25 protein-coding genes are annotated in these 25404 nt (G+C 72.6%); 21 read left to right on the top strand and 4 right to left on the bottom strand.

What is annotated here, in order from left to right; all coding sequences use genetic code 11:
- Positions 1-105: 105 nt before the first annotated feature.
- A complete protein-coding gene (locus ACQUQ1_RS09645; protein WP_435064066.1) occupies positions 106-2268 on the bottom strand; it encodes a PAS domain S-box protein in 2163 nt (720 codons plus the stop codon).
- 97 nt (positions 2269-2365) lie between these two features.
- Complete coding sequence (locus tag ACQUQ1_RS09640; protein ID WP_435064065.1) at positions 2366-3073, bottom strand: phosphoribosyltransferase; 708 nt, start codon at positions 3071-3073, stop codon at positions 2366-2368.
- 415 nt (positions 3074-3488) lie between these two features.
- Between ACQUQ1_RS09640 and dapA the strand changes: the two genes are divergently transcribed.
- From dapA to ACQUQ1_RS09595, 9 genes are all read left to right on the top strand, one after another.
- Positions 3489-4424: a 4-hydroxy-tetrahydrodipicolinate synthase gene (gene dapA / locus ACQUQ1_RS09635; RefSeq protein ID WP_435064064.1), complete on the top strand. Its 936-nt coding sequence runs from the start codon at positions 3489-3491 to the stop codon at positions 4422-4424.
- 1 nt (position 4425) lies between these two features.
- Positions 4426-5208, top strand: a complete 783-nt coding sequence (gene dapB / locus ACQUQ1_RS09630) for a 4-hydroxy-tetrahydrodipicolinate reductase (protein WP_435064063.1) — start codon at positions 4426-4428, stop codon at positions 5206-5208.
- Positions 5205-6050 (top strand): 2,3,4,5-tetrahydropyridine-2,6-dicarboxylate N-succinyltransferase, encoded by an 846-nt coding sequence (locus ACQUQ1_RS09625; RefSeq protein ID WP_435064062.1) that lies wholly within the window; start codon positions 5205-5207, stop codon positions 6048-6050. The genes dapB and ACQUQ1_RS09625 overlap by 4 nt, the downstream gene beginning before the upstream one ends.
- A complete protein-coding gene (lysA, locus tag ACQUQ1_RS09620; protein WP_435064061.1) occupies positions 6047-7381 on the top strand; it encodes a diaminopimelate decarboxylase in 1335 nt (444 codons plus the stop codon). The genes ACQUQ1_RS09625 and lysA overlap by 4 nt, the downstream gene beginning before the upstream one ends.
- Positions 7378-8406 (top strand): diaminopimelate epimerase, encoded by a 1029-nt coding sequence (gene dapF / locus ACQUQ1_RS09615; protein ID WP_435064060.1) that lies wholly within the window; start codon positions 7378-7380, stop codon positions 8404-8406. Before lysA ends, dapF begins: the two co-directional genes overlap by 4 nt.
- Positions 8403-9641, top strand: coding sequence for a M20/M25/M40 family metallo-hydrolase (locus ACQUQ1_RS09610; RefSeq protein WP_435064059.1), 1239 nt, complete (start codon positions 8403-8405; stop codon positions 9639-9641). Before dapF ends, ACQUQ1_RS09610 begins: the two co-directional genes overlap by 4 nt.
- Before the next feature lie 82 nt (positions 9642-9723).
- Positions 9724-10455, top strand: coding sequence for an NRDE family protein (locus tag ACQUQ1_RS09605; RefSeq protein WP_435064058.1), 732 nt, complete (start codon positions 9724-9726; stop codon positions 10453-10455).
- Between the two features lie 62 nt (positions 10456-10517).
- Positions 10518-10871 (top strand): helix-turn-helix transcriptional regulator, encoded by a 354-nt coding sequence (locus ACQUQ1_RS09600; RefSeq protein ID WP_435064057.1) that lies wholly within the window; start codon positions 10518-10520, stop codon positions 10869-10871.
- 140 nt (positions 10872-11011) lie between these two features.
- Entirely contained in the window at positions 11012-11602 is a 591-nt protein-coding gene (locus ACQUQ1_RS09595; protein ID WP_435064056.1) for a Rieske (2Fe-2S) protein, read from the top strand.
- Between the two features lie 8 nt (positions 11603-11610).
- On the opposite strand, the gene purB is transcribed toward ACQUQ1_RS09595, so the two are convergent.
- On the bottom strand, positions 11611-13005 hold the full coding sequence (gene purB, locus ACQUQ1_RS09590) for an adenylosuccinate lyase (RefSeq protein ID WP_435064055.1): 1395 nt from the start codon (positions 13003-13005) through the stop codon (positions 11611-11613).
- A gap of 177 nt (positions 13006-13182) precedes the next feature.
- Here purB and purH point away from each other — a divergent pair, with 177 nt between their 5' ends.
- Positions 13183-14778, top strand: coding sequence for a bifunctional phosphoribosylaminoimidazolecarboxamide formyltransferase/IMP cyclohydrolase (gene purH, locus ACQUQ1_RS09585; RefSeq protein ID WP_435064054.1), 1596 nt, complete (start codon positions 13183-13185; stop codon positions 14776-14778).
- Positions 14779-14848: 70 nt separating this feature from the next.
- Here purH and ACQUQ1_RS09580 read toward each other — a convergent pair whose 3' ends face one another.
- Entirely contained in the window at positions 14849-15013 is a 165-nt protein-coding gene (locus ACQUQ1_RS09580; protein ID WP_435064053.1) for a DUF1059 domain-containing protein, read from the bottom strand.
- 136 nt (positions 15014-15149) lie between these two features.
- On the opposite strand from ACQUQ1_RS09580, the gene folP reads away from it, so the two are divergent.
- The 11 genes from folP (at position 15150) to ACQUQ1_RS09525 (ending at position 25356) form a co-directional block, all read left to right on the top strand.
- Entirely contained in the window at positions 15150-17738 is a 2589-nt protein-coding gene (gene folP, locus ACQUQ1_RS09575; RefSeq protein ID WP_435064052.1) for a dihydropteroate synthase, read from the top strand.
- Positions 17735-18532, top strand: coding sequence for an RNase P subunit p30 family protein (locus ACQUQ1_RS09570; RefSeq protein ID WP_435064051.1), 798 nt, complete (start codon positions 17735-17737; stop codon positions 18530-18532). Before folP ends, ACQUQ1_RS09570 begins: the two co-directional genes overlap by 4 nt.
- A complete protein-coding gene (locus tag ACQUQ1_RS09565; RefSeq protein WP_435064050.1) occupies positions 18513-19175 on the top strand; it encodes a class I SAM-dependent methyltransferase in 663 nt (220 codons plus the stop codon). Before ACQUQ1_RS09570 ends, ACQUQ1_RS09565 begins: the two co-directional genes overlap by 20 nt.
- A gap of 13 nt (positions 19176-19188) precedes the next feature.
- Positions 19189-19725: an Rpp14/Pop5 family protein gene (locus ACQUQ1_RS09560; RefSeq protein WP_435064049.1), complete on the top strand. Its 537-nt coding sequence runs from the start codon at positions 19189-19191 to the stop codon at positions 19723-19725.
- Positions 19726-19731: 6 nt separating this feature from the next.
- On the top strand, positions 19732-20487 hold the full coding sequence (gene psmA, locus ACQUQ1_RS09555; RefSeq protein WP_435064048.1) for an archaeal proteasome endopeptidase complex subunit alpha: 756 nt from the start codon (positions 19732-19734) through the stop codon (positions 20485-20487).
- A 134-nt stretch (positions 20488-20621) separates the two neighbouring features.
- The gene (locus tag ACQUQ1_RS09550; RefSeq protein WP_435064047.1) at positions 20622-21095 is read left to right on the top strand and encodes a GNAT family N-acetyltransferase; all 474 of its coding nucleotides are present in this window, start codon (positions 20622-20624) and stop codon (positions 21093-21095) included.
- 253 nt (positions 21096-21348) lie between these two features.
- Positions 21349-22410: a glucose 1-dehydrogenase gene (locus tag ACQUQ1_RS09545; protein ID WP_435064046.1), complete on the top strand. Its 1062-nt coding sequence runs from the start codon at positions 21349-21351 to the stop codon at positions 22408-22410.
- Entirely contained in the window at positions 22407-23048 is a 642-nt protein-coding gene (gfcR, locus tag ACQUQ1_RS09540; protein ID WP_435064045.1) for a transcriptional regulator GfcR, read from the top strand. Before ACQUQ1_RS09545 ends, gfcR begins: the two co-directional genes overlap by 4 nt.
- 113 nt (positions 23049-23161) lie before the next feature.
- Complete coding sequence (locus ACQUQ1_RS09535) at positions 23162-23509, top strand: glutaredoxin family protein (protein ID WP_435064044.1); 348 nt, start codon at positions 23162-23164, stop codon at positions 23507-23509.
- Between the two features lie 167 nt (positions 23510-23676).
- The gene (locus tag ACQUQ1_RS09530; protein WP_435064043.1) at positions 23677-24237 is read left to right on the top strand and encodes a DUF7110 family protein; all 561 of its coding nucleotides are present in this window, start codon (positions 23677-23679) and stop codon (positions 24235-24237) included.
- A gap of 135 nt (positions 24238-24372) precedes the next feature.
- Entirely contained in the window at positions 24373-25356 is a 984-nt protein-coding gene (locus ACQUQ1_RS09525; RefSeq protein WP_435064042.1) for a phosphoadenosine phosphosulfate reductase family protein, read from the top strand.
- Positions 25357-25404: the final 48 nt, after the last annotated feature.

The following is a 25404-nucleotide window of genomic DNA, read 5'->3' as shown; positions in this document are numbered from 1 at the left end:
GGGCGACGCCAAGAGCGGATCGGCTCCGGCAGGCGCCACGGCCGCCCTGACCGGCGGAGCCCGTTCGGGCCCCGGGCCGACCTCGCAGTCCCACCGCGTCGGGACTCAGGGGTCCCGCACGTCGACGCCCGCGAACTCGAATCGGGCGCCGCCCGTCCGGCTCTCGCCGACCCGGACCCGCCAGCCGTGCGCGTCCGCGATCTGCTCGACGATGTTCAGGCCGAACCCCGTCCCTTCGTCGGCGGTCGAGTAGCCGGCCTCGAAGACGGTGTCGCGCTCGTCGGCCGGGATCCCCGGGCCGTCGTCGGCGACGTAGAACCCCTCGTCGGTCCGACCCACCGACACCGTCACGTCCTCGCCCGCGTGCTCGATCGCGTTCCGGATCAGGTTCTCGACGAGCTGGCGGGTCTGGTCCCGGTCCGCCTCGACGACGGCGTCCGCTCCGACCGACAGCGACGCGTCGGCGGTCGCGACCGTCTCCCAGCAGGCGCGAACGAGCTCGCCGAGCCGGATCGGTTCGAGGTCCATCGCCTCCTCGCCCTCCCGGGCGAGCGTGAGCAGGTCGTCCGTGAGCGCGTCCATCCGGTCGAGCGCCGTCCCGATCCGGTCGACGTGCTCGCTCTCCGTCTCCTCCGCCAGCAGCGAGAGGTGCCCCTGTGCCACCGCGAGCGGGTTTCTCAGGTCGTGGCTCACGACGCTCGTGAACCGGTCGAGCCGCTCGTTGCGGTCGACCAGTTCCCGCTCGCGTGCCGTCCGCTCCGTGATGTCGCGGTCGATGGCGACGAACCGGTCCTCGCCGTCGAGGTCGAGCCTGATGAGGTGGACCTCGATGGGGAACGTCGTGCCGTCGCCGCGCTTCAGTTCGCCCTCGAACCGCCGCGGCGTGTTCGACGGCAGGTCGGCCCAGAAGGAGCGCGCGTGCTCCGGGTCGACCGTCGGGTCGAGCTCCCACACCCGCATCCCGACGAGCTCCTCCTCGTCGTACCCCAGCTCCTCGCGGAACCGGCGGTTCGCGTCTCGGACGACGCCCTCGGCGTCGTGTATCACCATCATGTCCGGGGAGTTCTCGAACAGCGCCTCCAGCCGCGCGGTGCTCGCGCGCAGGCGTTCCTCGCGCCGCTTCCGCTCCGTCACGTCGCGCTGGAACCCGACGAACTCGGTGACCTCCCCGTTCTCGTCGTGGATCGGGAAGACGTTGAGCTGGTTCCAGAACAGCTCCCCGTCGGCGTCGTAGTTGCGTATCTCCGTCGAGATCGGCTCGCCGGCGTCGACCGCCGCCCGGATCTCGGCGACCGTCTCGGGGTCGGTCTCCGCTCCCTGCAGGAACCGGCAGTTCCGGCCGACGACCTCCGACTCGTCGTACCCCGTCATCTCCTCGAACCGGTCGTTCACGTAGACGACGGGGTTGTCCTCCCGCGTCGGGTCGGTGATGACGACGCCGAGCTCGGCGGCGTCGAGCGCGTCGGTCTTGAGTGCCAGCTCCGCCTCGAGCTCGTCCTCGCGGTCCAGCTCCTGCACGATACACACGTGGCCCCCGTCGTCCATCTGCGTCAGGACGAGCCGCTCCGGGACCGGCCGGCCGTCCGCCGCGACGCCGGTCGAGCGCCCCCGCCAGGTCCCCTCGGACTCGAGCCGCGGGAGGATCTCGTCGGTGAAGCGCCGCGTCTCCTCGGGCGGGTACAGCACCTCCCAGTGCTCGCCGATCAGCTCGGCGCGGTCGCGGTCGTAGACCCCCGCGTACGCATCGTTCATGTACTGATAGACCCCGTCCTCGTCGATGATCCCGATCCCCTCCTCGGCGGACTCGATCGCCTGGAACCCCCGCCGGACCTGCGTCTCCGCCCGGTGCTTCTCGACCAGGTTCTCGACCTTGTTGGCGAGCACCGGGTACTCCTCCGGGCCGCCCTTCTGGAGGTACTCGTCGACGCCCGCCGAGATCGCCCGGCTCGCGATCTCCTCGCTCCCCTTCCCCGTGAACAGGACGAACGGCGTCTCGATCCCCTCCCCGCGGATCCCCTCGAGCAGTTCGAGCCCGTCCGTCCCGGGCATGTCGAAGTCGCTGACGACGCAGTCGTACTCCGCGTCGCGCAGCTCCCGCAGCGCGTCTTCCGGGCTCGTGAGGGTCGTCGTCTCGGCGTCCGAGAGCTCGCGCTCGAGGAACGTCGCGGACAGCTCGGCCATGTCCTCGTCGTCGTCCACCAGGAGCACCGAGATGCGCCGGTCCGGCGCGGTGAACGGGGTGATCTCGCTCAGTGGGGACGTGACCATGGGCCCACCCTTGCGTGCGCGGTCGTATAATCCAACCCATACGTTTCAACAGAGACATACTTCATCCCGGGCCGGCCACGGCCGGTTCGCACGGCGGTCACTCCTCGTCGCCGGCGTCGATCAGCCGGTAGCCGTCGGCCGTCTCGCGCACCACGTCGCGCCGTTCCATCTCCTCGAGCACCTCCCCGACGCGGCCGGGCTGGGCGATCTCCATCTCGATGCGGTCGATGCCGTGGAACTCCGCGAGGTAGTGGCGGACGTCCTCCAGCGTGAACGCCTCCTCGTCGGCCTGTTCCATCGCACCGCTCGTCAGGTCGATCATGTCCTCGATGAAGTTCCAGGGGTACACCATCCACGTCCACTCCTTCAGCTGTTCGCCGACGAAGTCGGGCTCGAACTCGGAGGTCTGAAGCAGCTGGAGGGTCGCGGTGCGCACCTCCCCGCACTCGCGGTCGGTGACGTACTCGTGGGCGCGCTCGATCGATCCGCCGGTGTCCGCGATGTCGTCGATGATGAGCACGTCCTTCCCCTCGACGCTCCCCTCGGGCATCGGGTAGCGAACGGTCGGCTCGCCGGACTTCTCGGCGGTGCCGACGTAGTGCTCCATCTTCAGGCTCGTGAGGTCGTTGAGCCCGAGGAAGTCGCAGATGCACCGCCCCGCGAACCAGCCGCCGCGCGCGAGCGCGACGACCACGTCCGGCTCGAAGTTGGCGGCCTTCACCTGGTCCGAGACCTCGCGGCACAGCCCGTAGATGTACTCCCAATTCGTGACCGTGCAGTCGAAGTCGTCCGGGAGGTCGCTCATTACCGCCCCATCGTTCCGGTGTTCGTATAAGGGTTTACAGGCCGTCTCGCGTGACCGGCGGGGCGACTGACCGCGGCGTCGGTCGCGGCGGCGCGCCGTCCGTGCGACCCCTCCCCACACGCAGCCGGGGAACCCCGACGACGACGGCGGGATCACAAAATCGGCCCACAGGGAAACGCATTTACTGGTGACGGGAGTTGGATACGGCAATGAGCGAGACGCCGGCCTCGACGCGCGCCGTGGCCGTCGAGCGTGGTGTCCGCCGTTCCTTCTCCGCGAAACCGAAACGTGTGTGAGATCGCTCCCGGCGAGGCGTAGCGTCCGATCCGGGACGAGTTCCGGTCCGCACCCGTAGACGCACCGACAGCAGACTACCCGACACGACAGCCGAACCCCACAACCACACGCGACACCCATGACGATACCACACGACACCTTCGCCGGCGTCTACCCGGCGATGACGACGCCGTTCGCCGACGGCACCGACGAGGTCGACCACGAACAGCTCGCCGCCGACGCGCGACGCCTGGCGGACGCCGGCGTCGACGGGCTCGTCCCGGTCGGCTCGACCGGCGAGGCCGCGACGCTCACCCACGACGAACACGCCGAGGTCGTCGAGACGGTCGTCGACGCCGTCGACGTTCCGGTGATCGCCGGCACCGGATCGAACTCCACCCGCGAGGCGCTCGACCTGTCCGAGCGCGCCGCCGACGCCGGCGCCGACGGCCTGCTGCTCATCTCGCCGTACTACAACAAGCCGGAGCCCGCGGGCCAGTACGACCACTACACGACGATCGCCGACGCGGTCGACCTCCCGCAGGTCGTCTACAACGTCCCCTCGCGGACGGGCCTGAACCTCGACCTCGACACCGTCGTCGACCTGGCCGGCCACCCCAACATCCGGGGATACAAGGCGGCCTCCGGCGACGCGAACCGGATCTCGGAGATAATCGAACGCACGCGCGAGGAGGCGTTCGACGTGCTCTCGGGCGACGACGGGATGACGCTCCCGCTGATGGCGATGGGCGCGACGGGCACCATCTCGGTGGTCGCGAACGTCGAGCCCGAGCGGACCGGCCGGCTGGTCCACTCCGCGCTGGAGGGCGACTTCGAGCGCGCCCGGGAGGTCCACCACGAACTCGGGCCGCTGACGCGCGCGCTGTTCCGCGAGACGAACCCGATCCCGGTGAAGGAGGCGATGGCCATCCGCGGGTACGGCCCCGCGGAGATGCGCCCGCCCCTGACGCGCGGGAGCGACGAGACGCTGCGCGTGCTGACGGAGCTGCTCGCCGAGCTGGAGGCGGCCGACGGCGGGGGCGAGGACGCCGGGTCGCCGGCGACGGAGGCCTGAAATGGGGACGGAGACGGACGCCCCGATCCGACTCGCCGTCACCGGCGCCGGCGGCCGCATGGGCCGGGAGGTGATCGAGGCCGCGCGCGAGCGCGACGACTGCGCGGTCGCCGTCGCGGTCAACCGCTCGCCGGTCGACCCGGTCGCCGGCGTGACGGTCGACGACGCCGACGACCTGCCCGCGCGGCTCGCCGAGGAGTCGCCGGACGTGCTGGTGGACTTCACCGGCCCGGAATCGAGCGTCGGGTACGTCGCCGCCGCCGCCGAGGCCGGGGTGGCCTGCGTCGTCGGGACGACCGGCTTCTCGGCCGAGCAGGAGGACGCCCTCGCCGACGCCGCCGAGCGGGTGCCGGTGCTGCGCGCCTCGAACTTCTCGCGGGGGATCGCGGCCCTCCGCAGGGCAGTCCGGGAGGCCGCGGCGGCGCTCCCCGGCTACGACGTGGAGGTCACCGAGACCCACCACAACGGGAAGGTCGACGCCCCCAGCGGCACGGCGCTCACGCTCCTGGACGACGTCGAGGACGCCCGGCCGGACCTGGACGAGCGCGTCCACGGCCGCGAGGGCGACGCTCCCCGGACCGACGGGGAGGTCGGCGTCCACGCCCGCCGCGCGGGCGACATCGCCGGCGAGCACGAGGTGCTGCTGGCCGGCGACGAGAACGTGCTCGAACTGACCCACCGCGCCGGCTCCCGGCGCGTGTTCGCCGCCGGCGCGCTCGACGCCGCCGCGTGGCTGGCCGGCCGCGAGGCCGGCGCCTACGACTTCGCGGAGGTACTCGAATGACGACGACACTGGAATCCGACATCGACGACCTGTGGCACCGCTACGACGACGGACTGACCGCCGCCGACGCCGACGCGTCCGTCCGCCGGACCCTCGACGAGTTCCTCGACGCGCTGGAGGCCGGCGAGGTCCGCGCGGCCCGCAAGACGGGCGACGGCGTCGACTCCTGGGAGGCGAACGAGTGGGTCAAGCGCGGCGTCCTGCTCAACTTCGGGCTCCGGGAGACCGAGCGCCGCGAGTACGGCGACGTCGGTTACTACGACGTGCTCCCGCTGCGCGAGACCGATGACCTCGCGGCCCGTGGCGCGCGCAACACCCCCGACGGGACGGTCCTGCGCCGGGGCGCGCACCTCGGCGACGACACGATCATGATGAGCCCGTCGTTCGTCAATATCGGCGCGCACGTCGGCGCCGGGACGCTCGTCGACTCCTGCGACACCGTCGGCTCGTGCGCCCAGCTGGGCGAGAACGTGAAGCTCGGGGCGAACACGCTGATCGGCGGCGTGCTGGAGCCGGTGGAGGACGCCCCGGTGATCGTCGAGGACGGCGTCTCGCTGGGCGCCGGCTGCCGCGTCACCTCGGGCTTCCGCGTCGGCGCGAACTCGGTCGTCGGCGAGAACACGCTGCTCACGCCGCGTATCCCGGTGTACGACCTCGTCGCGGAGGAGGTCGTGTACGGCCACCTGCCCGAGAACCGTCGGGCGTTCACCCGGTTCGTCGAGTCGAGCGTGAGCGACCACGACATGTTCGACGGCGGCGCGTACAAGCCCGCCGTCGTCGCCACCGACGTGGAGACCGAGACGCTGGAGGCGACGCGGCGGGAGGACGCGCTCCGGGAATGAGCGCCGAGGACGGGCGCGACGGGGGCGGCCGCGCGGACGGCGAGGACGCGGACCCCGCCGGCGGCGACCCGGACGGCGGACTCGCGGTCCGGCGGCTCGCCGACTGGGACGCCGACCGCCTGCGCGAGCTGGCGACAGCGCACGGCACGCCGCTGTACGTCACCGACATCGACCGCGTGGCGGAGAACTGCGGGCGCCTGCTCGACGCCTTCCCCGACGCCCGGGTCAGCTACGCGGTGAAGGCGAACACCGGCCGGGCGGTGCTGGAGACGGTCCGCGAGGCCGGCCTCGACGCCGAGTGTGCCTCCGCGGGGGAGGTGCGACGGGCGCTCGACGCCGGCTTCCCGGGCGACCGGGTCGACTACACGGCCGTGAACCCGCCCGCCCGCGACCTCGACAGCGTGGTCGAGTGGTGGGGCGACCACCCCGACCTCACGGTCACGGTCGGCGCGCGCGACACGCTCGACCGCCTCGCAGAGCGCGGCTTCGACGGCCGCGTCCGCGTCCGCGTCAACCCCGGCGTCGGCGCCGGCCACCACGAGAAGGTGCGCACCGGCGCGGCCCCCAAGTTCGGCGTTCCGTACGACCGCGCGGCGGAGTTCGTCGCGGCCGCCCGCGACCGCGTCGATGTGGTCGGGCTCCACGCCCACGCCGGGTCCGGCATCCACGGCGAGGAGGACCTGGCGGCCCACCGCGACCTCGTCGCCCGGATGGGCGACCTCGCCCGCGAGGTGGGCGACCTAGCGTTCGTGAACGTCGGCGGCGGCTTCGGCGTCCCGTACCGCGAGGACGAGCCGCCACTGGACCTCGACGCCGTCGCGGCGGCGACCCGGGAGGCGCTCGGGGACGTGGACGCCGACCTCGCGGTCGAGCCCGGCCGCTACGTCGTCGCCGACGCGTCGGTCCTCCTGACCCGGGTGAACACGGTGAAGCCGACCCCGGAGACGACGGTCGCGGGCGTCGACGCCGGCATGACCGACCTGCTCCGCCCGGCGATGTACGACGCGTACCACGCGATCCGGAACCTCGACGCGAGCGAGGACGGCGGGGAGGCGGGCGACGCCGACGACGGCCGCGGGGTCGGACCGGTCACCGTCGCCGGTCCCATCTGCGAGACGGGCGACACCTTCTGCGACGGGCGGGAGCTCCCGATCCCCGAGCGCGGCGACCTGCTCGCCGTCGGAAACGCCGGCGCGTACGGCTACGAGATGGCCTCGACGTACAACTCCCGGCCGCGGCCCGCGGAGGTGTCGCTCGACGGCGACGTCCTGCGCGAGCGCGAGACGCTCGCGGGAGTTACCCGTCTGGAGCGCGGAGGCGCGGACGAATGAGCGAGTTCGACCCGGCGGTCGACGGCGACGCCGCGAACGGCGGCGGGGCGGGGGACGCCGACGCCGAGCGAACGGTGCCCGCGACGAAGTACCACGGCACGGGCAACGACTTCCTCGTCGTCGACGCCGCGGAGGACGTCCCCGACCGCGGCGCGTTCGCGGTCCGCCACTGCGACCGCGAGACCGGCGTCGAGGGCGCCGAGCGGACCGGCGCGGACGGCGTCCTGTTCATCGACGTCACGAACGCCGGCGACGCCGGCGACGGTGCCGATTCGGTCGCCCGCGCGACGATGACGCTCGTCCAGCCGGACGCCTCCATCGCGGAGATGTGCGGCAACGGCGCGCGCTGTGCGGCGGCGTGGGTCCGCGAGCGCACCGGCGCGCGCGTCGTCGACCTGGAGACGCCCGCTGGGACCCGTCGGGCGGTCGTCCGCGACGACGCCGACGACACGGGCGAGGGTGACGCCCGCGGCGACGACGTGACCGTCGAGGTCGGGATGGGACGGCCGTCGTTCGCCCCCGCGGACGTGCCGCTCGCCGACGACCGCGACGGGCCGCTGATCGAGGAGGACGTCGAGGGCCTGACCGTCACGGCCGTCGACACGGGCGTCCCGCACGCGGTCGCGTTCGTCGACGCCGACGCGGGCGGGGTCGACGGCGTCGACCTCGACGCGGTCGCCCCCGCGGTCCGCCACGCCGCGGTCTTCCCCGAGGGCGCGAACGTCACGCTGGCGACGCAAACCGGCCCGGACTCCTTCGACCAGCGAACCTACGAGCGCGGCGTCGAGGGCGAGACGCGCGCCTGCGGCACCGGCGCGGTCGCCGTGGGCGCGGTCGCCCGTCGCCTCGGGCTGACCGAGCACGCGGACCTCGCCGTCTCTCCCCCCGGCGGGACCCTCCGGATCGCGGTGCCGGACGGCGGGCCGGCGACGCTGACCGGGCCGGCCGCCCGGGAGTTCGCCGTCGACCTCGCGGTGCCGGGTCCCGGCTCGGAGGCGGACTCGAAGCCGGAGGGCGAGGAATGAGCGAGGAGGGAGGGAGCGGCGTCGCGTCCGCGTTCGACCCGGTCGCGTTCCTCGCGGAGGCGGTCCCCGTCGAGTCCCACGAGTCGTCGGACGAGATGCGCGGGTTCCTCGTCGACACCCTCGCGGAGCACGGCGTCGAGGCGCGCGTCGACAACGCGGGCAACGTCCGCGCGACGAGGCGTGCGGACGGCGACACCGGCGCCGCGGCGGGCGAGACGCCCGACGGCGCCGCTCGGGGGCCGGCCGACGACGACCTCGACGGGCCCCACCTCGTCCTCAACACCCACATCGACACCGTGCCGCCGCACGTCGAGTTCGAGCGGGGGACGGACGATGCGGGTCGCGAGGTGTTCCGCGGGCGCGGCTCCTGCGACGCGAAGGGACCGCTCGCGGCACTGCTGGCGGGGTTTCTCGCGGTCGAGCCGGCACGGGGCGCGGTGACGCTCGCGGTCACGCCCGACGAGGAGACGCTGTCGACTGGCGCGGACGCCCTCGTTCGCGGCCGCGGCGCCGACCACCCCGACGGCCCGGTCGACCCCGTCGGCGGCGACCTGTTCCTCGTCGGCGAGCCCACGGACTGCGACGTCTGCGTCGCCGCCCGCGGACGGTTCGAGGGGACGCTGACGCTGACCGGCTCGGCCGCCCACGCCGCGGAGCCGGGCTCCGGCGTCAACGCCGTCGCCGCGCTGGAGGACGCCCTCGCGGCCGTACGCGCCTTCGACGACGGGGCGGCGACGCACCCGCTGCTCGGCGGGCCGACGCTCGTCCCGACGGGCGTCGCGGGCGGCGAGGCGACCAACCAGGTGCCGGCCCGGGCGACCGTCACGCTCGACCGGCGGTCGGTCCCGCCGGAGACCGCCGAGGGGTTCCGCGAGGCGCTCGCGTCGGCGGTCCACGGGGCCGTCGCCGACGAGGTGGGAGTGGCGTTCGAGTTGACCGACCGGCCCACGCCGTTCCTCGAGGCGTTCGACACCGACCCCGAGCACCCCCTCGCGACGGCCGTGCGCGACGCGGCGCGGGCGGTCGGCGGGTCCGGAGACGGCGAGAGACGGCCGTTCGGCGCGGCGACGGAGGCGTCGTACTTCGCGCCCGCGCCGACGGTGGTGTTCGGGCCGGGTCACCTCGCCGACGGGGACGGCGCGGTCGCCCACAGCGAGCGCGAGTACGTCCGCGTCGACCGCGTCCGCGACGCCGCCGAGGCGGTTCGCCGGGCCGTCGGGACCCTCGTGGGCTGAACCGCGGCGGTCGCGTCCCGCGCGGCCGCCGTCGCCTCCGCGACCGCCGTGGCTTTCACCTCCGGCGTGCTACGGGCTCCCCATGTGTACGCTGACGCTGGCCTGGCAGGTCTTCGAGTACGCGCCGGTGTGCGTGGCGGCCAACCGCGACGAGTCGTACGGCCGCCCCTCCGAGCCCCCCGCCGAGCGCGACGGCGGCGTCATCGCCCCGCGCGACGCCGAGGCCGGCGGCACGTGGATGGGCGTCACCCGAGACGGCCTGTTCGTCGGGGTCACGAACCGCTGGGTCGAGGGGCTCGCGGGCGAGCGCTCGCGGGGGCTGCTCGTCGATGACTGCCTGCGGGCGGGATCGGCCGAGGACGCCGCCAGGCTGGTCGAGCGGTCCTGCCGCGAGCACGAGTACGACGGCTTCAACCTCGTCGTCGCCGACGAGTCCGCGGCGATCCTGCTGGAGTGGGACGGCCACCTCTCCGTGACCCCGTTCGAGCCGGGGGTCCACGTCGTCGTGAACGTCGGCGCGGACGGAACCTACGTCGAGCCGCCGCGCCGGCCGGAGGCCGGCCCCGAGCAGGCGCACAACGCCGGTCGACTGCGCGCGCACCTCGCTCCCGAGCCGGGGGAGTCGGCCGACGAGTGGCTCGACCGGGCGGGGGAGGCCCTCGGCGACCACGAGTTCGGCGTGTGCGTGCACGGGGATGGGTACGGCACCGTCTCCGCGAGCCTCGTCCGCGTCGGCGCCGGGGGGATCCGCTACGACCACGCCGAGGGGCCGCCCTGCGAGACGGCGTTCGAGCCGGTCCCGGTCGACGCCTGAGCGGGTCGGACGCGGGAGCCGGAAGGGAAAGGGTAAACGGGGGGCACGCCGTTGGGCCGTGTATGAGCGCCTCCGACGCCGAAGCCGACCTCTCCGAGGACGAGCGCGCCGGGCTGGAACTCGTCCGCGAGAGCGGCGGCATCCACCAGTCCGACTTCTGGAAGGAACTGGACGTCTCCTCCCGAAAGGGGAGCCGGATCGCCGAGAAACTGGAGGAACTCGGCCTCATCGAGCGCGAGGACGCCGTCTACGACGGGCACAACACCTACTTCCTGGCGCCGACCGCCAAGGACCTCGACTTCTCGCTGCTGATGGCGGGCGACATGCTCTCGCCGTTCATCGGCGAGGAGGAGATCGACCCCAACTCCGACGCGTTCACGCAGTGGCTGATGAACCTCGCGTACGAGGAGTACTGAGCCGAGTCACCCCCGCCGCGCTCGAACCGCTCCCCTGTTTCTCACGTCCGGACACCCAGTCGGTAGCGTCCGAACTGCCGCATCGCCGTCCCCTCCGGAACGACACGCATATCCGCGTCGTGGGGCTACGACCGCCAGAGATGGACGACCCCGCACGCGTGACCGTCGAGTCCGACGACGAGACGACACGCGAGACAGTCTACGACTCCGAGGGGGAAGTCGAGGCCGGCGGCGCGACGTTCCGGTTCAGCGTCGGCGGCGCGGGCGACTCGGACGGCGACGACCCCGGCGAGGCCGCCGGGGGCGACGACGGAAACGCGGACGGCAACGGGAACGACGTCGACGGCGACGACGCAGACGGGGACCCGCTGTTCGTCGCGCCCCTAGAGGAGGTGCCGACCGACTCAACGATCCGGCGGACGGCGATGCGCCCGGACGGGCGCCGCGGCGTCGGGTTCATCCTCCGGCGCGACGCCGACTCCGGCGAGGTGTTCGCGTGGCGCAACTCCTGCCCGCACAAGCCCGAGGTCCCGCTGGACCCCGGCCGCGGCGCCCGGGTCGACGGCGGCGAGATCGTCTGTCACGAGCACGGCGCGCGCTTCGAGTGCGGCGACGGCCTGTGCACGTGGGGTCCGTGCGTGGGCGAGGAGCTCGACCCCGTCGGCGTCGAGGTCCGCGACGGCGCGGTGTACCTCGACGACGAGCGGTTCGCGTCGGTCCGGCCGCGCTGAGGGCGGACCTACGACCCGTCGTCCAGTTCCTCCACCAACTCGCCGCCGTAGCCGACGTAGCCGGCGGGCGTCAGCGCGCGGAGTTCCTCGCGGACGGACGCGTCCACGTCGAGGTCGTCGAACAGGTCGCGGAAGTCCGCGAGCGTGACGCGCTCGCCGCGGGTCAGCTCCTTCACGCGCTCGTAGGCGGCGGTGTCGCCCTCGCGACGGAGGACCGTCTGGACGGCCTCGCCGATCACCTCCGGCGTCGCCTCCAGTTCCTCCCGCATGACCCGCTCGTTGGGGACGACCTTCGCCAGCCCGGCGGCGGTCTTCGAGTAGCCGATGAGACAGTGCGCGAGCGCGGCCCCGACGTTGCGCTTGACCGTCGAGTCCGAGAGGTCGCGCTGGAGGCGCGAGGTGGTGACGTAGTCCGCGAGGAAGGTGAGATCCGAGTTCGCCTTCGAGAGGTTGCCCTCGCTGTTCTCGAAGTCGATGGGGTTCACCTTGTGCGGCATCGTCGACGATCCGGTCTCGCCCTCGGCGGCCTCCTGGCCGAGGTACCGGTCCGAGACGTACAGCCACACGTCCCGGTCCAGGTCGAGGAGGACGTTGTTGGCGCCGCGGAGGGCGTCGAACAGCGCCGCGAGGTCGTCGCAGGGGTTCACCTGCGTCGCCAGCGCGGTGTGATCCAGCCCGAGCGACCCGACGAACTCCCGGGAGAACGCCCGCCAGTCCACGTCGGGGTAGGCGGCGCGGTGGGCCGCGTAGGTGCCCGAGGCCCCCGCGAGCTTCCCCGAGAGGTCTCCCGATGCCGCCTCGACGCGTCCGATCGCCCGCCCGAGTCGGGCGGCGTAGACGGCCAGTTCCTTCCCCCACGTCGTCGGCGTCGCGGGCTGGCCGTGCGTCCGCGCGAGCATCGGCACGTCCCGGTGCTCGCGCGCCTCGTCGGCGAGCGTGTCGCGCAGGTCCCGCAGGTCGGGCACCAGCACCGACTCGACGGCCGGCTTCACGAGCAGGCGCTGGGCGAGGTTGTTCACGTCCTCGCTGGTGAGCCCGAAGTGGATCCAGGGGTGGACGCGCTCGGGCGTCTCCGTGCGCAGGAAGTACTCGACGGCCTTCACGTCGTGGTTGGTCGCCGCGTAGCCCTCGGCTCCCTCCGTCTCGAGGCGCTTGACGAGGCGGGCGTCGTCCGCGGAGAACTCCTCGACGACGGCGCGGAGGTCGGCGCGCTCGTCCGCCGAGAGGTCGAGGGCGACGCCCGGCTCGTCGGCCAGCGCGAGCAGGTACGCGACCTCGACGCGGACGCGGGCGCGGATCAGTCCGGCCTCGCTCGCGTAGGGGACGAGCGGTTCCGTCCGGCCCGCGTAGCGGCCGTCGAGCGGCGAGACGGCGGCGAGGGGGTCCTCCCGGGGTAGGTCCATACCCGCGCTCCCGACGCCGGCGGCAAAGCGGTTTCGGTCGGCGGAGCCCGGAACCACCACGGGCGTGCATACGTGGTGGCACTGTCTCCCGATCCTCGGCCGATTCGATGCGCGTTCGTGCATACCGATCGGGGCCGGACCGCAACGCTCTTTCCGGCGGCGCGGGAGCGTTGGCGTATGAAGATCGCGGGCATGGCGAGCAATCGCGGGCGCAACCTTCGGAACGTCGCGGACCGGGCGCCGGGCGGGGCTGAGCTGTCGGTCGTCCTGACGAACGACGCCGACGCGCCGGTGCTCGACGCGATGGCCGAGCGCGGGGTCGCGACCGAGGTCGTCGAGCGCGACGAGGACGAGGCGCGCGAGGCCCACGAGGAGCGCGTCCTCGACGCCCTCTCGGGACACGACTTCGATGTCGTCTGTCTCGACGGCTACATGCGCGTCCTGACGGACACCTTCCTCGACGCCGCGCCGACCACGCTGAACGTCCACCCGTCGCTGCTCCCGTCGTTCCCGGGGCGCAACGCCCACGAACGGGTGCTCGACGCGGGCGTGCGCCAGACGGGGTGTACCGTCCACGTCGTCACCGAGGAGGTCGACGGCGGCCCCATCGTCACTCAGGAGGCGGTGCCCGTCTACGAGGGCGACGACGTGGCCGATCTGAAGGAGCGCGTGCTGTACGAGGCCGAGTTCGCGGCGTACCCCCGCGCGGTGAAGTGGTTCGCGGACGGGCGCGTGACGGTCGACCTCGACGCCCACGAGGTGACGGTCGAGGGCGACGACGCCGGAGACGGGCGCTTCCCCGCCCGGCGGACGACGAGCGAGGACCGCGTCCGGGAGCTCCGCTACGGGGAGAACCCCCACCAGGACGCCGCCCTCTACGCCGACACCACCTGCGCGGAGGCGAACGTCGTCGCCGCCGACCAGCTCAACGAGGGCGCCAAGAAGCTCTCGTACAACAACTACAACGACGCCGACGGCGCGTGCAACCTCGTGAAGGAGTTCGACGAGCCCGCGGCGGCCGTCATCAAGCACACCAACCCCGCCGGCTGTGCGACCGCCGACACCCTCGCGCAGGCGTACGCGGACGCGCTCTCGACGGACGCGAAGTCTGCCTTCGGCGGCATCGTCGCGCTCAACCGCGAGTGCGACGCGGAGACGGCGGAACTGATCGTCGACTCGTTCAAGGAGGTCGTCGTCGCCCCCGGCTACACGGACGACGCGCTGGAGGTGCTGTTCGGGAAGGACAACCTCCGCGTGCTCGACGTGGGCGACGAGGAGTCGTTCGGCGAGCGCACCGAGGCGCTCACCGAGAAGCCCATCGTCGGCGGTCGCCTCGTGCAGGAGCGCGACCTGCAGGCGCCCGAGTGCGACGACCTGGAGGTCGTCACCGAGCGCGCGCCCACCGACGACGAGGTGGAGACGATGCTGTTCGCGTGGCGCGTGATGAAGCACGTGAAGTCCAACGGCATCCTGTTCGCGACCGGCACCGAGACCGTCGGCGTCGGGATGGGGCAGGTGAGCCGGGTCGACGCCGTCACGCTGGCGGCGATGAAGGCGGAGAAGGACGCCGAGGGCAAGTCCGCCGATGGCGCCGTGATGGCCTCGGACGCGTTCTTCCCGTTCCCGGACGCCATCGAGGAGGCGGCCGACGCGGGCATCGAGGCGGTCATCCAGCCCGGGGGCTCCGTCAACGACGACGACGTGATCGCGGCCGCGAACGAGCACGACATGGCGATGGTGTTCACCGGCGACCGCGCGTTCCGCCACGACTGAGCGGCCGGCGTGACCGCCCCGGGCGGTCGGTTCGACCCGGCGTTCGCTCCGGCTCGGCGACGCCCCCGACTCAGGCCGGCTTGATCAGGTCGCGGACGTCGTTCTCGTCCATCTCCACGCCGTGCCGCCGCTCGCCGTGCCGTTTCGCCATCTCGACGAGTTCGTCGTCGGACTCCGACTTCACGACGAACGAGCAGTCCATCCCGGCGTCCTCACAGACTATCTGGTGTACCATTCCGTGTTCACCGTCCGCCGGTTCTCGCGGAGCGGTGCTTGTTATACGGGGACACGATCCCGGTAGGGCCGCCGTACGCGACGCGGACCCGGGCGCTCCCGTTAGCCATAAGCGCGCCCCGCAAGTCCCTCCGGGTATGCGCTACCACGAGGCGGCGAACTTCCTCTTCGACCTCCGGCGCTTCCAGGTCAAGCCGGGCACCGAGTCGGTGCGGGACCTGCTGGCGCACCTCGGCGACCCCCACGAGGGGATCGACTTCGTCCAGGTCGCGGGGTCGAACGGGAAGGGGAGCGTCGCCCGGATGGTCGAGTCCGTCCTCCGCGAGGACGGCCGCCGCGTCGGCCTGTACACCTCCCCGCACTTCGAGGACCTCCGCGAGCGGGTCCGGGTCGACGGGCGGACGGTCCCCAAGTCGGAGGTGACGGCGTTCGTCGAGGCGGCGCGGCCGTGGCTCGTCGAGCGGGCGGCCGACGGCGAGCCGCTCACCTTCTTCGAGGTGGTCACGGCGCTGGCGCTGTGGCGGTTCGACCGCGCCGACGTCGACGTCGCGGTGCTGGAGGTCGGGATGGGCGGCGAGTACGACGCAACGAGCGTCGTCGACCCCGCCGCCGCGGCGGTGACGAACGTCTCGCTGGAGCACACCGCCGTCCTCGGCGACACGGTCGAGGAGATCGCGCGCACGAAGGCGAAGGTCGCGCCGGAGTCGTCGGGGAACCCCCTCGTCACGGCGACCGACGGCGCGGCCCTGGAGACGGTCCGGGAGGTCGCCGGCGACGTGTTCACGGTATCCGGCCCGACGGGGGGCCCGGAGCCGGCCCACGCCGACCTCTCGGCGACCTACGAGGGCGCGGTCAGCCCCCAGGAGTCGCTCGTCGCGCTCGTGGGCGACGGCTGGGCCGTCGAGACGCGGATCCCCCTGCTGGGGGCGTACCAGGCGACGAACGCGGGCGTCGGCGCCGCGCTCGTGCGGCAGTTGGGCGTCGCCGACGGCGGGACGCTCGCTCGCGGCCTCAGGAACGCCCACTGGCCCGGGCGCTTCGAGGTGATGGGGAGCGACCCGCTGGTCGTCCTCGACGGCGCGCACAACCCCGCCGCCTGCGCGACGCTCGCGGACACGCTGGGGGAGTTCGAGTTCGACGACCTCCACCTCGTGTTCGGCGCGATGCACGACAAGGACCACGACGAGATGGCCGGGGCGCTGCCCGACCCGGCGACGGTCCACACCTGTGCGCCGGCGCTCGACCGCGCGGAGGACCCCGCGGTGCTCGCGCGGGTGTTCGAGCGCGCCGGCGACGCGGACGTGACCGCGGGCGACGCGGTCGCGGACGCCCTCGCGGCCGCCCGCGCGGCGGCGGACGACGACGACTGCGTCCTCCTCACGGGGTCGCTGTTCTGCGTCGCCGCGGCGCGCACGACCTGGACGCGGCAGGTCGTCCCGAAGCGCATCGACGGCCCGGAGGCCGCGCGCGAGGCGCTCGCGGCCGCGGACGTCCCCGACGCGGACGCCGAGGGGGTCGCCGACGAGGCCGTCCACGAGACGGTGAAGACCCGCGTCTCGGAGGCGCAGGCGGCCGTCATCCGCCGGGAAGCCGCCCGCACGGGCGTCGCCTGCGGCGTCTCCGGGGTCGACGGCGGGGAGCTCTCGGAGGCCGTGCTGTCGGGGAGCCGAGCCGGCTTCGTCATGCTCGCGGACGCGCTCGACGGCCGGGGGCACGGCCTCTCGGGCGTCGCCGCCGATCTCCGTGAGGCGGTCGGGATCGCGGCGGGACCGGACGGCTCGAGCGGGGACCGCTCGGTCGGCGCGTCGGGGGCGTCGGGGCCCTCCGACGCCACCGACGGTTCCGCCGACGGCTACCCGTGGGAGGAGGGGACCGCCGTGATGGGGATCCTCAACGTCACGCCCGACTCGTTCCACGACGGCGGGGAGTACTTCGACGAGGCGGACGCGCTCGCGCAGGCGGAGGCGCTGGTCGACGCGGGCGTCGACATCCTCGACGTGGGCGGCGAGTCGACCCGGCCGGGGGCCGACGAGGTGCCCGCGGACGAGGAGATCGACCGCATCGTCCCGGTCATCGAGGCGGTGTCGGACGCCGACGCGCTGATCTCGGTGGACACGCGGAAGGCCGCCGTCGCGGAGGCGGCGCTGGACGCGGGCGCCGACGTGCTCAACGACGTGACCGGGCTGGAGGACCCCGGGATGCGCTTCCTCGCGGCCGAGCGCGACGTGCCGGTGATCGTGATGCACAGCATCGACGCCCCGGTCGACCCGGACAACGACCCCGACTACGACGACGTCGTCGAGGACGTGATCGCGGAGCTGGGCGAGCGGGTCCTGCTCGCGGAGAAGGCGGGGATCCCGCGGGAAAACGTGATCGTCGACCCCGGCGTCGGCTTCGGGAAGTCGGCGCGGGAGAACTTCGAGCTCCTCGGCCGCCTGGGCGAGTTCGACGCGCTCGGGTGCCCGGTCCTGTTCGGCCACTCCCACAAGTCGATGTTCGAGCTGACGGGCGAGGCCGCCGGCGACGCCCCCCACGGTACCGTCGCGGCGACGGCGCTGGCGGCGGCCAACGGCGCCGACGTCGTCCGGGTCCACGACGCCGCCGAGAACGTCGCCGCCGTGCGGGTCGCGGCCGCGGCCGCCGACCCACAGGGGTTCGACGCCGTGACCGACCGCGGCGACGGGGGCGTCGACGGCGACGACGCGACCGGCGGTGACGAGCGGTGACGGACGGCGAGTCGGCGGACGACGGGCCCGGAGCCGGGGAGCCGGGAGCCGGCCTACCGGCCGACGGCGGGCCGGAGGCCGACGGGGAGTTTCCTCCCTACGAGGCCGCCTACGCCCATCCCGACGGCGACGCGACGGTCGGCCGGCTGGCGCAGACCGCCCGGCGCCACGGCTACGGCGGCCTCGTCGTTCGAACCAGGGAGGCGGAGTTCGACCCCGCGGACCTCCGCGACCGCTACGACGTGGACGTGGTGCCGGCCGTCGAGGTCGTCGCGGACGAGCCCTCCTCGGCCAGCGGCGCGGTCGGGAACTTCCGGCCCGACTACCCGGTGGTCCTCGTGCGCGGCGGGACGGACACGCTCAACCGCTTCGCCGTCGAGCAGGACCGCGTCGACGTGCTCGCGGCGCCGCTGTCGGGCGACGGGGGCGTCAACCACGTGCTCGCGAAGGCGGCCCGCGAACACGGGACGCGCGTGGAGTTCGACCTCGGCCCGGCGCTGCGGGAGTCCGGCGGGAGCCGGGTGCGCGCGCTCAAGGGGCTCCGGAAGCTCCGCGAGATCGTCGGCCACTACGACGCGCCGTACGTCGTGAGCGCGCGGCCGGCCTCCCATCTCGAACTCCGGGCGCCCCGCGAGCTGGTCGCGCTCGGCGAGGAACTGGGGTTCGAGCCGGCGTGGATCCGGGCCGGGCTCGCGGAGTGGGGTCGGCTCGCGGCGCGCAACCGCGAGCGCCTGTCCGCGGAGTTCATTTCCCCGGGGGTCCGAGTCGACGGGTGTGAAGAAGACGATCGATGAACACGCGGCGCGGTTCTCGGAGGCCGCCGGCGACTACGACGACGAGCAGAACAGCGAGGAGTACGAGGCGTGCGCCGGCCTGGTCGTCCGGCGGGCCGCGCCCAACGGCACGGACACGGTCCTCGACCTGGGGACGGGCACCGGCGCCATCGCGCTCGCGCTCGCCGACGACGCCGCGCGCGTGGTCGGCCGCGACGTGAGCGACGGGATGCTGGAGCAGGCCGAGCGGAAGGCCGCGGAGGCGGGGATCGAGGGCGTCGAGTTCGGCTACGGCGAGTTCCGCGACCCGCGGTACGACGGCGAGGCGCAGGTCGTCACCTCGAACTTCGCGCTCCACCACCTCGCCGACGAGGAGAAGCGCGAGGCCATCGAGACGTGGGCCGCGCTCGACGGCGGGGTCACGCCCAGCCGGAGCGACTCGGTCGGCCCGCGGCGGATCGTCCTCGGGGACGTGATGTTCTTCGGGGAGCCCGACCCCGAGGAGCCGTTCTACAGCCCCGAGGTGGACGACCCCGCGACCGTCGGCACGCTCGTCGACTACTTCACCGACGCCGGCTACGCCGTGACGCAGGTGGACCGCGTCCACGACCAGGTGGGCGTGATCACCGCCGAGCGCGTCGTCTCCGGCGGCCGGGAGACGTAGGCGGGGGCGCGCAGTGAGACACCTCCCCAAACACCTCCGGCCGCGGTGGCGATACCTCGCGGTCGGCCTGGAGTCGTGGCCGGACGCCGACCTCACGCGGGGGGCGTTCCAGCGCGAGGCGTGGTACGCCGCCCAGAACCTCCTGGGCGACCCGGGAAGCGCCGACGCCGACCTGACGGTCGTGCGGTTCCGATTCGCGGACGGGCGCGGCGAGGCGCTCGTGCGCGCCCGGCGCGGCGAGGTCGACCGCGCGCGGGCCGCGCTGGCGTGCGTCGGCGAGGTAGACGGGCGTCCCGTCGGGATCAGGGTTCGCGGCGTCTCCGGGACGATACGGGCCGGTGAAGAAAGGTATTTAGGCGACGCAGGCGGACTCGTGGACGAGAGCACCGTCGAGCTCGCGGACGCCGGCGAGGCCGGCACGGGCCGCCGCCGTCGCGACGGCGCGGTCGACGTGTCGACGTCGTCGGGGTTCCTCGCGGCGACGGCCGCAGAGACCTCCGCGCCGGGTCGGTCCGACCCGGCCGACGACGCGGATTCGGACGGACACTGATACACGATGCAGGGACAAGCCCAACAACAGGCGTACGACCGAGGGATCACCATCTTCTCCCCGGACGGGCGCCTCTACCAGGTCGAGTACGCCCGGGAGGCGGTCAAGCGCGGCACGGCGAGCGTCGGCGTTCGCACGGCCGAGGGCGTCGTGCTCGCGGCGGACAAGCGCTCGCGGTCGGAGCTGATGGAGCCCGCCTCCGTCGAGAAGCTCCACAAGATCGACGACCACGTCGGCATCGCCAGCGCCGGCCACGTCGCCGACGCCCGCCAGCTCATCGACTTCGCCCGCCGGCAGGCGCAGGTGAACCGCCTCCGCTACGGCGAGGAGATGGGCATCGAGACGCTGACGAAGTCGGTCACCGACCACATCCAGCAGTACACACAGGTCGGGGGGGCGCGCCCGTTCGGCGTCGCGCTCATCGTCGGCGGCATCGAGAACGGCGAGCCCCGCCTGTTCGAGACCGACCCGTCGGGCACCCCCTACGAGTGGAAGGCGCTGTCGATCGGCGCGAACCGCGCGGACGTGCGCGAGCGGCTGGAGGAGGGCTACAGCGATGACCTCAGCCAGGAGCAGGGGATCGAACTCGCGCTGGCCGCGCTCGCGGAGTCGGGCGACGACGGGGGCCTCGAACCGGAGGGCGTGGGCCTCGCGACGATCGACGTGGACGACGAGCAGTACGTCGACCACGACACGGCCTCGATCGAGGGATACCTCGACGAGTTCGAGTTCCTCGCCGACCCCGAGGGCGAGGACGAGTAACCGCGCGGTCGACGCGTCGCCGGCGGCCGCGCGCCCGGCGTCGCCGTCCCGACGGCGTCGCTTCGGCATCCGACGACGGTGTCGCCGCCGCCGATCCGGACGGCTTTTTCTCCGACGGGAGCGGTGAGCCGGGTATGGTCGACATCGACCCCGACGACGACGGGTACGACCTGCGCGTGGGCCCGCCGACCGTCGAGGAGTTCCAGCGGCTGCGGGCGCTGGCCGACATGGCCGAGCGGCCGCCCGAGGGCGTCGAACGGGGCCTCCCGAACAGCGTGTACGCGGTCCGCGTCGTCGACACCGACCGCGACCCCGGGTCCGTTCCCGTCGCGGACGCGAGCGTCGACGACGGCGAGGTGGTCGGGATGGCGCGGGTCGTCGGCGACGGCGGCTCGGTCTACCACGTCTGCGACATGGCGGTCCACCCGGCCCACCAGCGGCGCGGCCTCGGCACGCGACTGATGCGCGCGGTCGACCGGTTCGTCGACGACCACGCCCCGAGCGGCGCGTACGTCAACCTCATGGGCGACGTGGACGGCTTCTACGAGCGCTTCGGCTACGAGGAAACGAGGCCGGCCTCGAAGGGGATGTACCGGCGGGTCGAGTGACGCGGTTCCCGGGCAGGATCGGTCCGCGACGGCGCCGACGCGTCCCGGACCGCCGCACGGAGGCGGCCCGGGCGGCCGGCACGTGGCACGGAACGCGGCGACACCCGGTGACGTGACGTGGTAGCTGTGGTGACAGACGGTCGGGCGCGGCGTCGATCGACTCGACGACCGCCCCGTTCCGGGTCCGCCGCTGGATCAACTATTTACTCAGTATAGAATAAGCCTTTTGGCGACTCGGACGGTAGCGGTGTGCATGCAAGCTATCGCGGTCCGTCGGGGGGAGGGGTCCCCGACGCTCATCGAGAAGCCCCGTCCGGAGCCGGCCGACGGCGAGGCGCTGGTCCGGACGCTCCGCGTGGGCGTCGACGGGACCGACCACGAGGTCATCTCGGGGAGCCACGGCGGCTATCCCGAGGGAGAGGACCACATCGTGCTCGGCCACGAGGCGGTGGGCGTCGTCGTCGACCCCAACGGGACCGGCCTCTCGGCCGGCGACGTGGTCGTCCCGACCGTCCGCCGCCGACCGAACGGCTCGAACGACTACTTCGCGCGGGGGGAGCCGGACATGGCCCCCGAGGGGTTCTACCACGAGCGCGGCATCGACGGCGCCCACGGGTTCATGGCGGAGTACTTCGTCAGCCCTGCCGAGCACCTGGTCCGGTGTCCGCCCGAACTCGCCGGCCTGGGCTTCCTCGTCGAGCCCGCGTCGATCACCGAGAAGGCGATCGAACACGCCCGCGCGAGCCGGTCGGCGTTCGAGTGGTCGCCGGAGTCGGCGTTCGTGCTCGGGAACGGGAGCCTCGGCCTGCTCACGGTGGCGATGCTCGACGACTCCTTCCAGCGCCTCTACTGTCTCGGCCGGCGCGACCGGCCGGACCCGACCATCGACATCATCGAGGAGCTCGGGGCGACGTACGTCGACTCCCGCGAGACGCCCGTCGACGAGGTGCCCGAGGCGTACGAGGCGATGGACTTCGTGTACGAGGCGACCGGCTACGCGAGGCACGCCTTCGAGACCATCGAGGCGCTCGCGCCCAACGGCGTGGGGGCGCTGCTGGGCGTGCCGAACGACTGGGAGTTCGAGGTCGACGGCGGCACGCTCCACCGCGAGTTCGTCCTCCACAACAAGGCGCTGGTCGGGTCGGTCAACTCGAACGTCCGCCACTTCGAGCGCGCCGTCGAGTCCGTCGCGGCGCTGCCGGAGTGGTTCACGGACGCGCTGGTGACCGGGGTGTACGGGCTCGACGAGTTCGAGCGCGCCTTCGACGACGACGACACCACTATCAAGACGGCCGTGGAATTCGGCGCACGATGAAGAACGTCGACGACCTGATCGACGACGCGGCGGAGTTGGCCGAGCGCGGGCTCTCGAAGGGGGAGATCGCCGACGAACTGAACGTCTCCCGGGAGACGGCCTCCTGGCTCGTGGACCGCTCGGGGGCACAGCCCGCCGACTCGGCCGAGGCCGCCGCGACCGGGCCCTCCGGCCCGCAGGACATCCACGTCGACTGGTCGACGATCGGCCGCGACTCCAAGCGGCTGACCCACATCGGCCGGGCGATGGCCGACCTGCTCGCCAAGGAGGGCGAGTCGGTCGACCTCACCGTCGGCATCGAGAAGGCGGGGACGCCGCTGGCGACGACCATCGCGCGCGAACTCGACACGGACATGGCGGCGTACGCCCCCGCGAAGCACCAGTGGGACGAGGGCGACATCGACGACGTGGGCGGCGGCTTCTCGCGCAACTTCGCGACGATCCGCGGGCGCGAGTGCTACGTCGTCGACGACACCGTCACCTCCGGGACCACGCTCACAGAGACGGTCGAGGCGGTGAAGGCCGAGGGCGGCCAGCCCAAGGCGTGCGTCGTCATCGTCGACAAGCAGGGGCTCGACGAGGTCGGCGGGGTCCCCGTCTACTCGCTGATCAACGTGGTCGGCGTCGGCCGGGACTGATCGAGGCCGGTCGCGTCGCCGCCGCACGGGATACCGCGGTCCCTACGCGGATCCGGCGTCGCTTCCTCGTCGCCGACGCAACGTCTATGAACCGCAGTCGCCTACCTGCTCCCATGACGTTCCAGCCCGAGAGCGAACTCTCGCCCGAGGAGGCCGAGGCGCGCGTCCAGGAGGCCGTCGCCGAGAACGACGTGGTGCTGTTCATGAAGGGGAACCGGCTGATGCCCCAGTGCGGCTACTCCAAGCGCGCCGTCGGACTCATCGCCCAGCACGTCGAGGAGTTCGAGACGGTCGACGTGCTCCCCGCGCTTCCCGAGTACCGCGCGGCCCTGGAGTCCGAGAGCGGGTGGGAGACCATCCCGCAGACGTTCGTCGACGGCGAGTTCGTCGGCGGCAGCGACGTGCTCGCCGAACTCGACGAGCGCGGCGAACTCGCCGAGACGCTCGGCGTCGAGGCGTAGCGACGGGGTACTCCCGGTCCGCCCGGGGGCGTGCCACCGGCTACCGCGGTCGGGGACAGGTGTTTTACCGATCCGGCGCGTACCGTAACCCGAGTAGGGACAACTCGACGGGTAGCCGCGGGAGGCCGCGGTCGACCCGTCGCGCCCACCCACCCCACCCCACACATATGACAGGCCGCGTATACCGACTTCACTCGACGCTCGAACTGCCGCTCGAAGACCTTCAGGACCACTTCGACAGCGATCCCGAGCTCCCGGAGGGTGTCGAGGACGTCGACATCACCAGGCGAAACAACACGCTCATCCTCAAGGCGGTCTCGGACGACGAGTCGATCGGCAAGTACACGCCGACCGCGCAGTTGAAGGCGAGCGTCTCCGAGACGCGCGTCTACGAGGAGGAGCCGCCCCGGACCGGCGGCGGCTGGATGCAGGAGGAGGAGGAGGAGATCCCCTCCGAGCTCGTGGAGTTCGCCTGCTTCAAGGGCGACCGCGAGACGGTGCTGCAGAACACCGCGCTCCAGTATCCGATGTTCCTCGTGCTCCGGGAGATCGCGCTGCTCTCGGAGAAGGGGACGCTGACGGCCATCACCGAGGTCGACAACGAACTGCACGCACACCGCATCGTCGAGGGCGAGGAGCGCCCCGCCAGCGTCGAGGTCGTCGAGACGCCCAACCGCGACGCCGAGAAGGGCGGCGTCGAGTGGCGCGACAACAAGTTCATCAGCTGATCGGCCACGCGGGCCGGGGCCGACCGTCGGGGCCGTTCGAGCGTCGCTAGGCGGCGGCTACCGGATCCGAACGGTTCGGATTCGCGGTTAGGGTCACAAGACCTTTAAGACAGTAATTATATCTCATTAACACGCATGGCAGAGACTCAGCAGGAGTTCCCGGACTACCTGGACGTGGACTACACCGACGGCGAGGGCGAGTCGCCGGCGGACTACCCGAGCATCGAGCACAAGATCGAGAAGGCGCTGGAGGTCGTCGAGACCGGCCTGCGCGAGTACGAGAACCCCGCGGTGATGTGGACCGGCGGGAAGGACTCGACGCTGACGCTGTACTTCGTGAAGGAGGTCGTCGAGCAGCACGACGAGCTGGAGCTGCCGGTCACGGTCTTCATCGACCACTACCAGCACTTCGACGAGCTGATGGACTTCGTGCGCCACTGGGCCGACGAGTGGGACCTGGAGGTCGTCTGGGCCCGCAACACGGACGTGGGCGAGTACGTCGACGAGAACGGCCTGGAGCCGGGCGACGACATCCCCGTCGACGGCCTCTCCGAGCACAACCAGCACCACATCCGGAACATCCTGGAGTACGAGGAGGAGACGTTCCCGTTCCTGCTTGACACGTACGTCGGCAACCACCTGCTGAAGACGGTCGCGCTCAACGACACGCTGGAGTCGGAGGACATCGACGGCATCATCTCCGGCATCCGCTGGGACGAACAGGAGGCGCGCGCCGACGAGACGTTCTTCTCGCCGCGCCACGACCCGGACATCTACCCGCCGCACGACCGCATTCAGCCGATCCTCCAGTTCGAGGAGGCCGACGTGTGGGACGCCTTCTGGTACTTCGTCGTGCCGGAGACGGTCGAGGGCTACCCCGACGACGGCTACGTCCCGCAGGGGTTCGACGACCTCCCGGAGGGCATCGAGATCGAGGACATCCCCGTCTCGCCGAAGTACTTCGCGGGCTTCCGCTCGCTGGGCTCTGAGATCTCGACGGACAAGTCCGCCGAGGAGCCCGCCTGGCTGCAGGACATGGAGAACACGACCGAGCGCGCCGGCCGCGCCCAGGACAAGGAGGACCTGATGGAGCGCCTCCGCGACCTGGGGTACATGTGACGACGGGCCGCTGACGCTCAGCCGCGGACGACGAACCGGCGGCCGACC

The sequence above is a fragment of the Halobaculum sp. EA56 genome, from assembly GCF_051195075.1.
Classification (GTDB): domain Archaea; phylum Halobacteriota; class Halobacteria; order Halobacteriales; family Haloferacaceae; genus Halobaculum.
The sequence above is the reverse complement of the archived record's forward strand: the minus strand, read 5'-3'. Positions and strand labels throughout refer to the sequence as shown.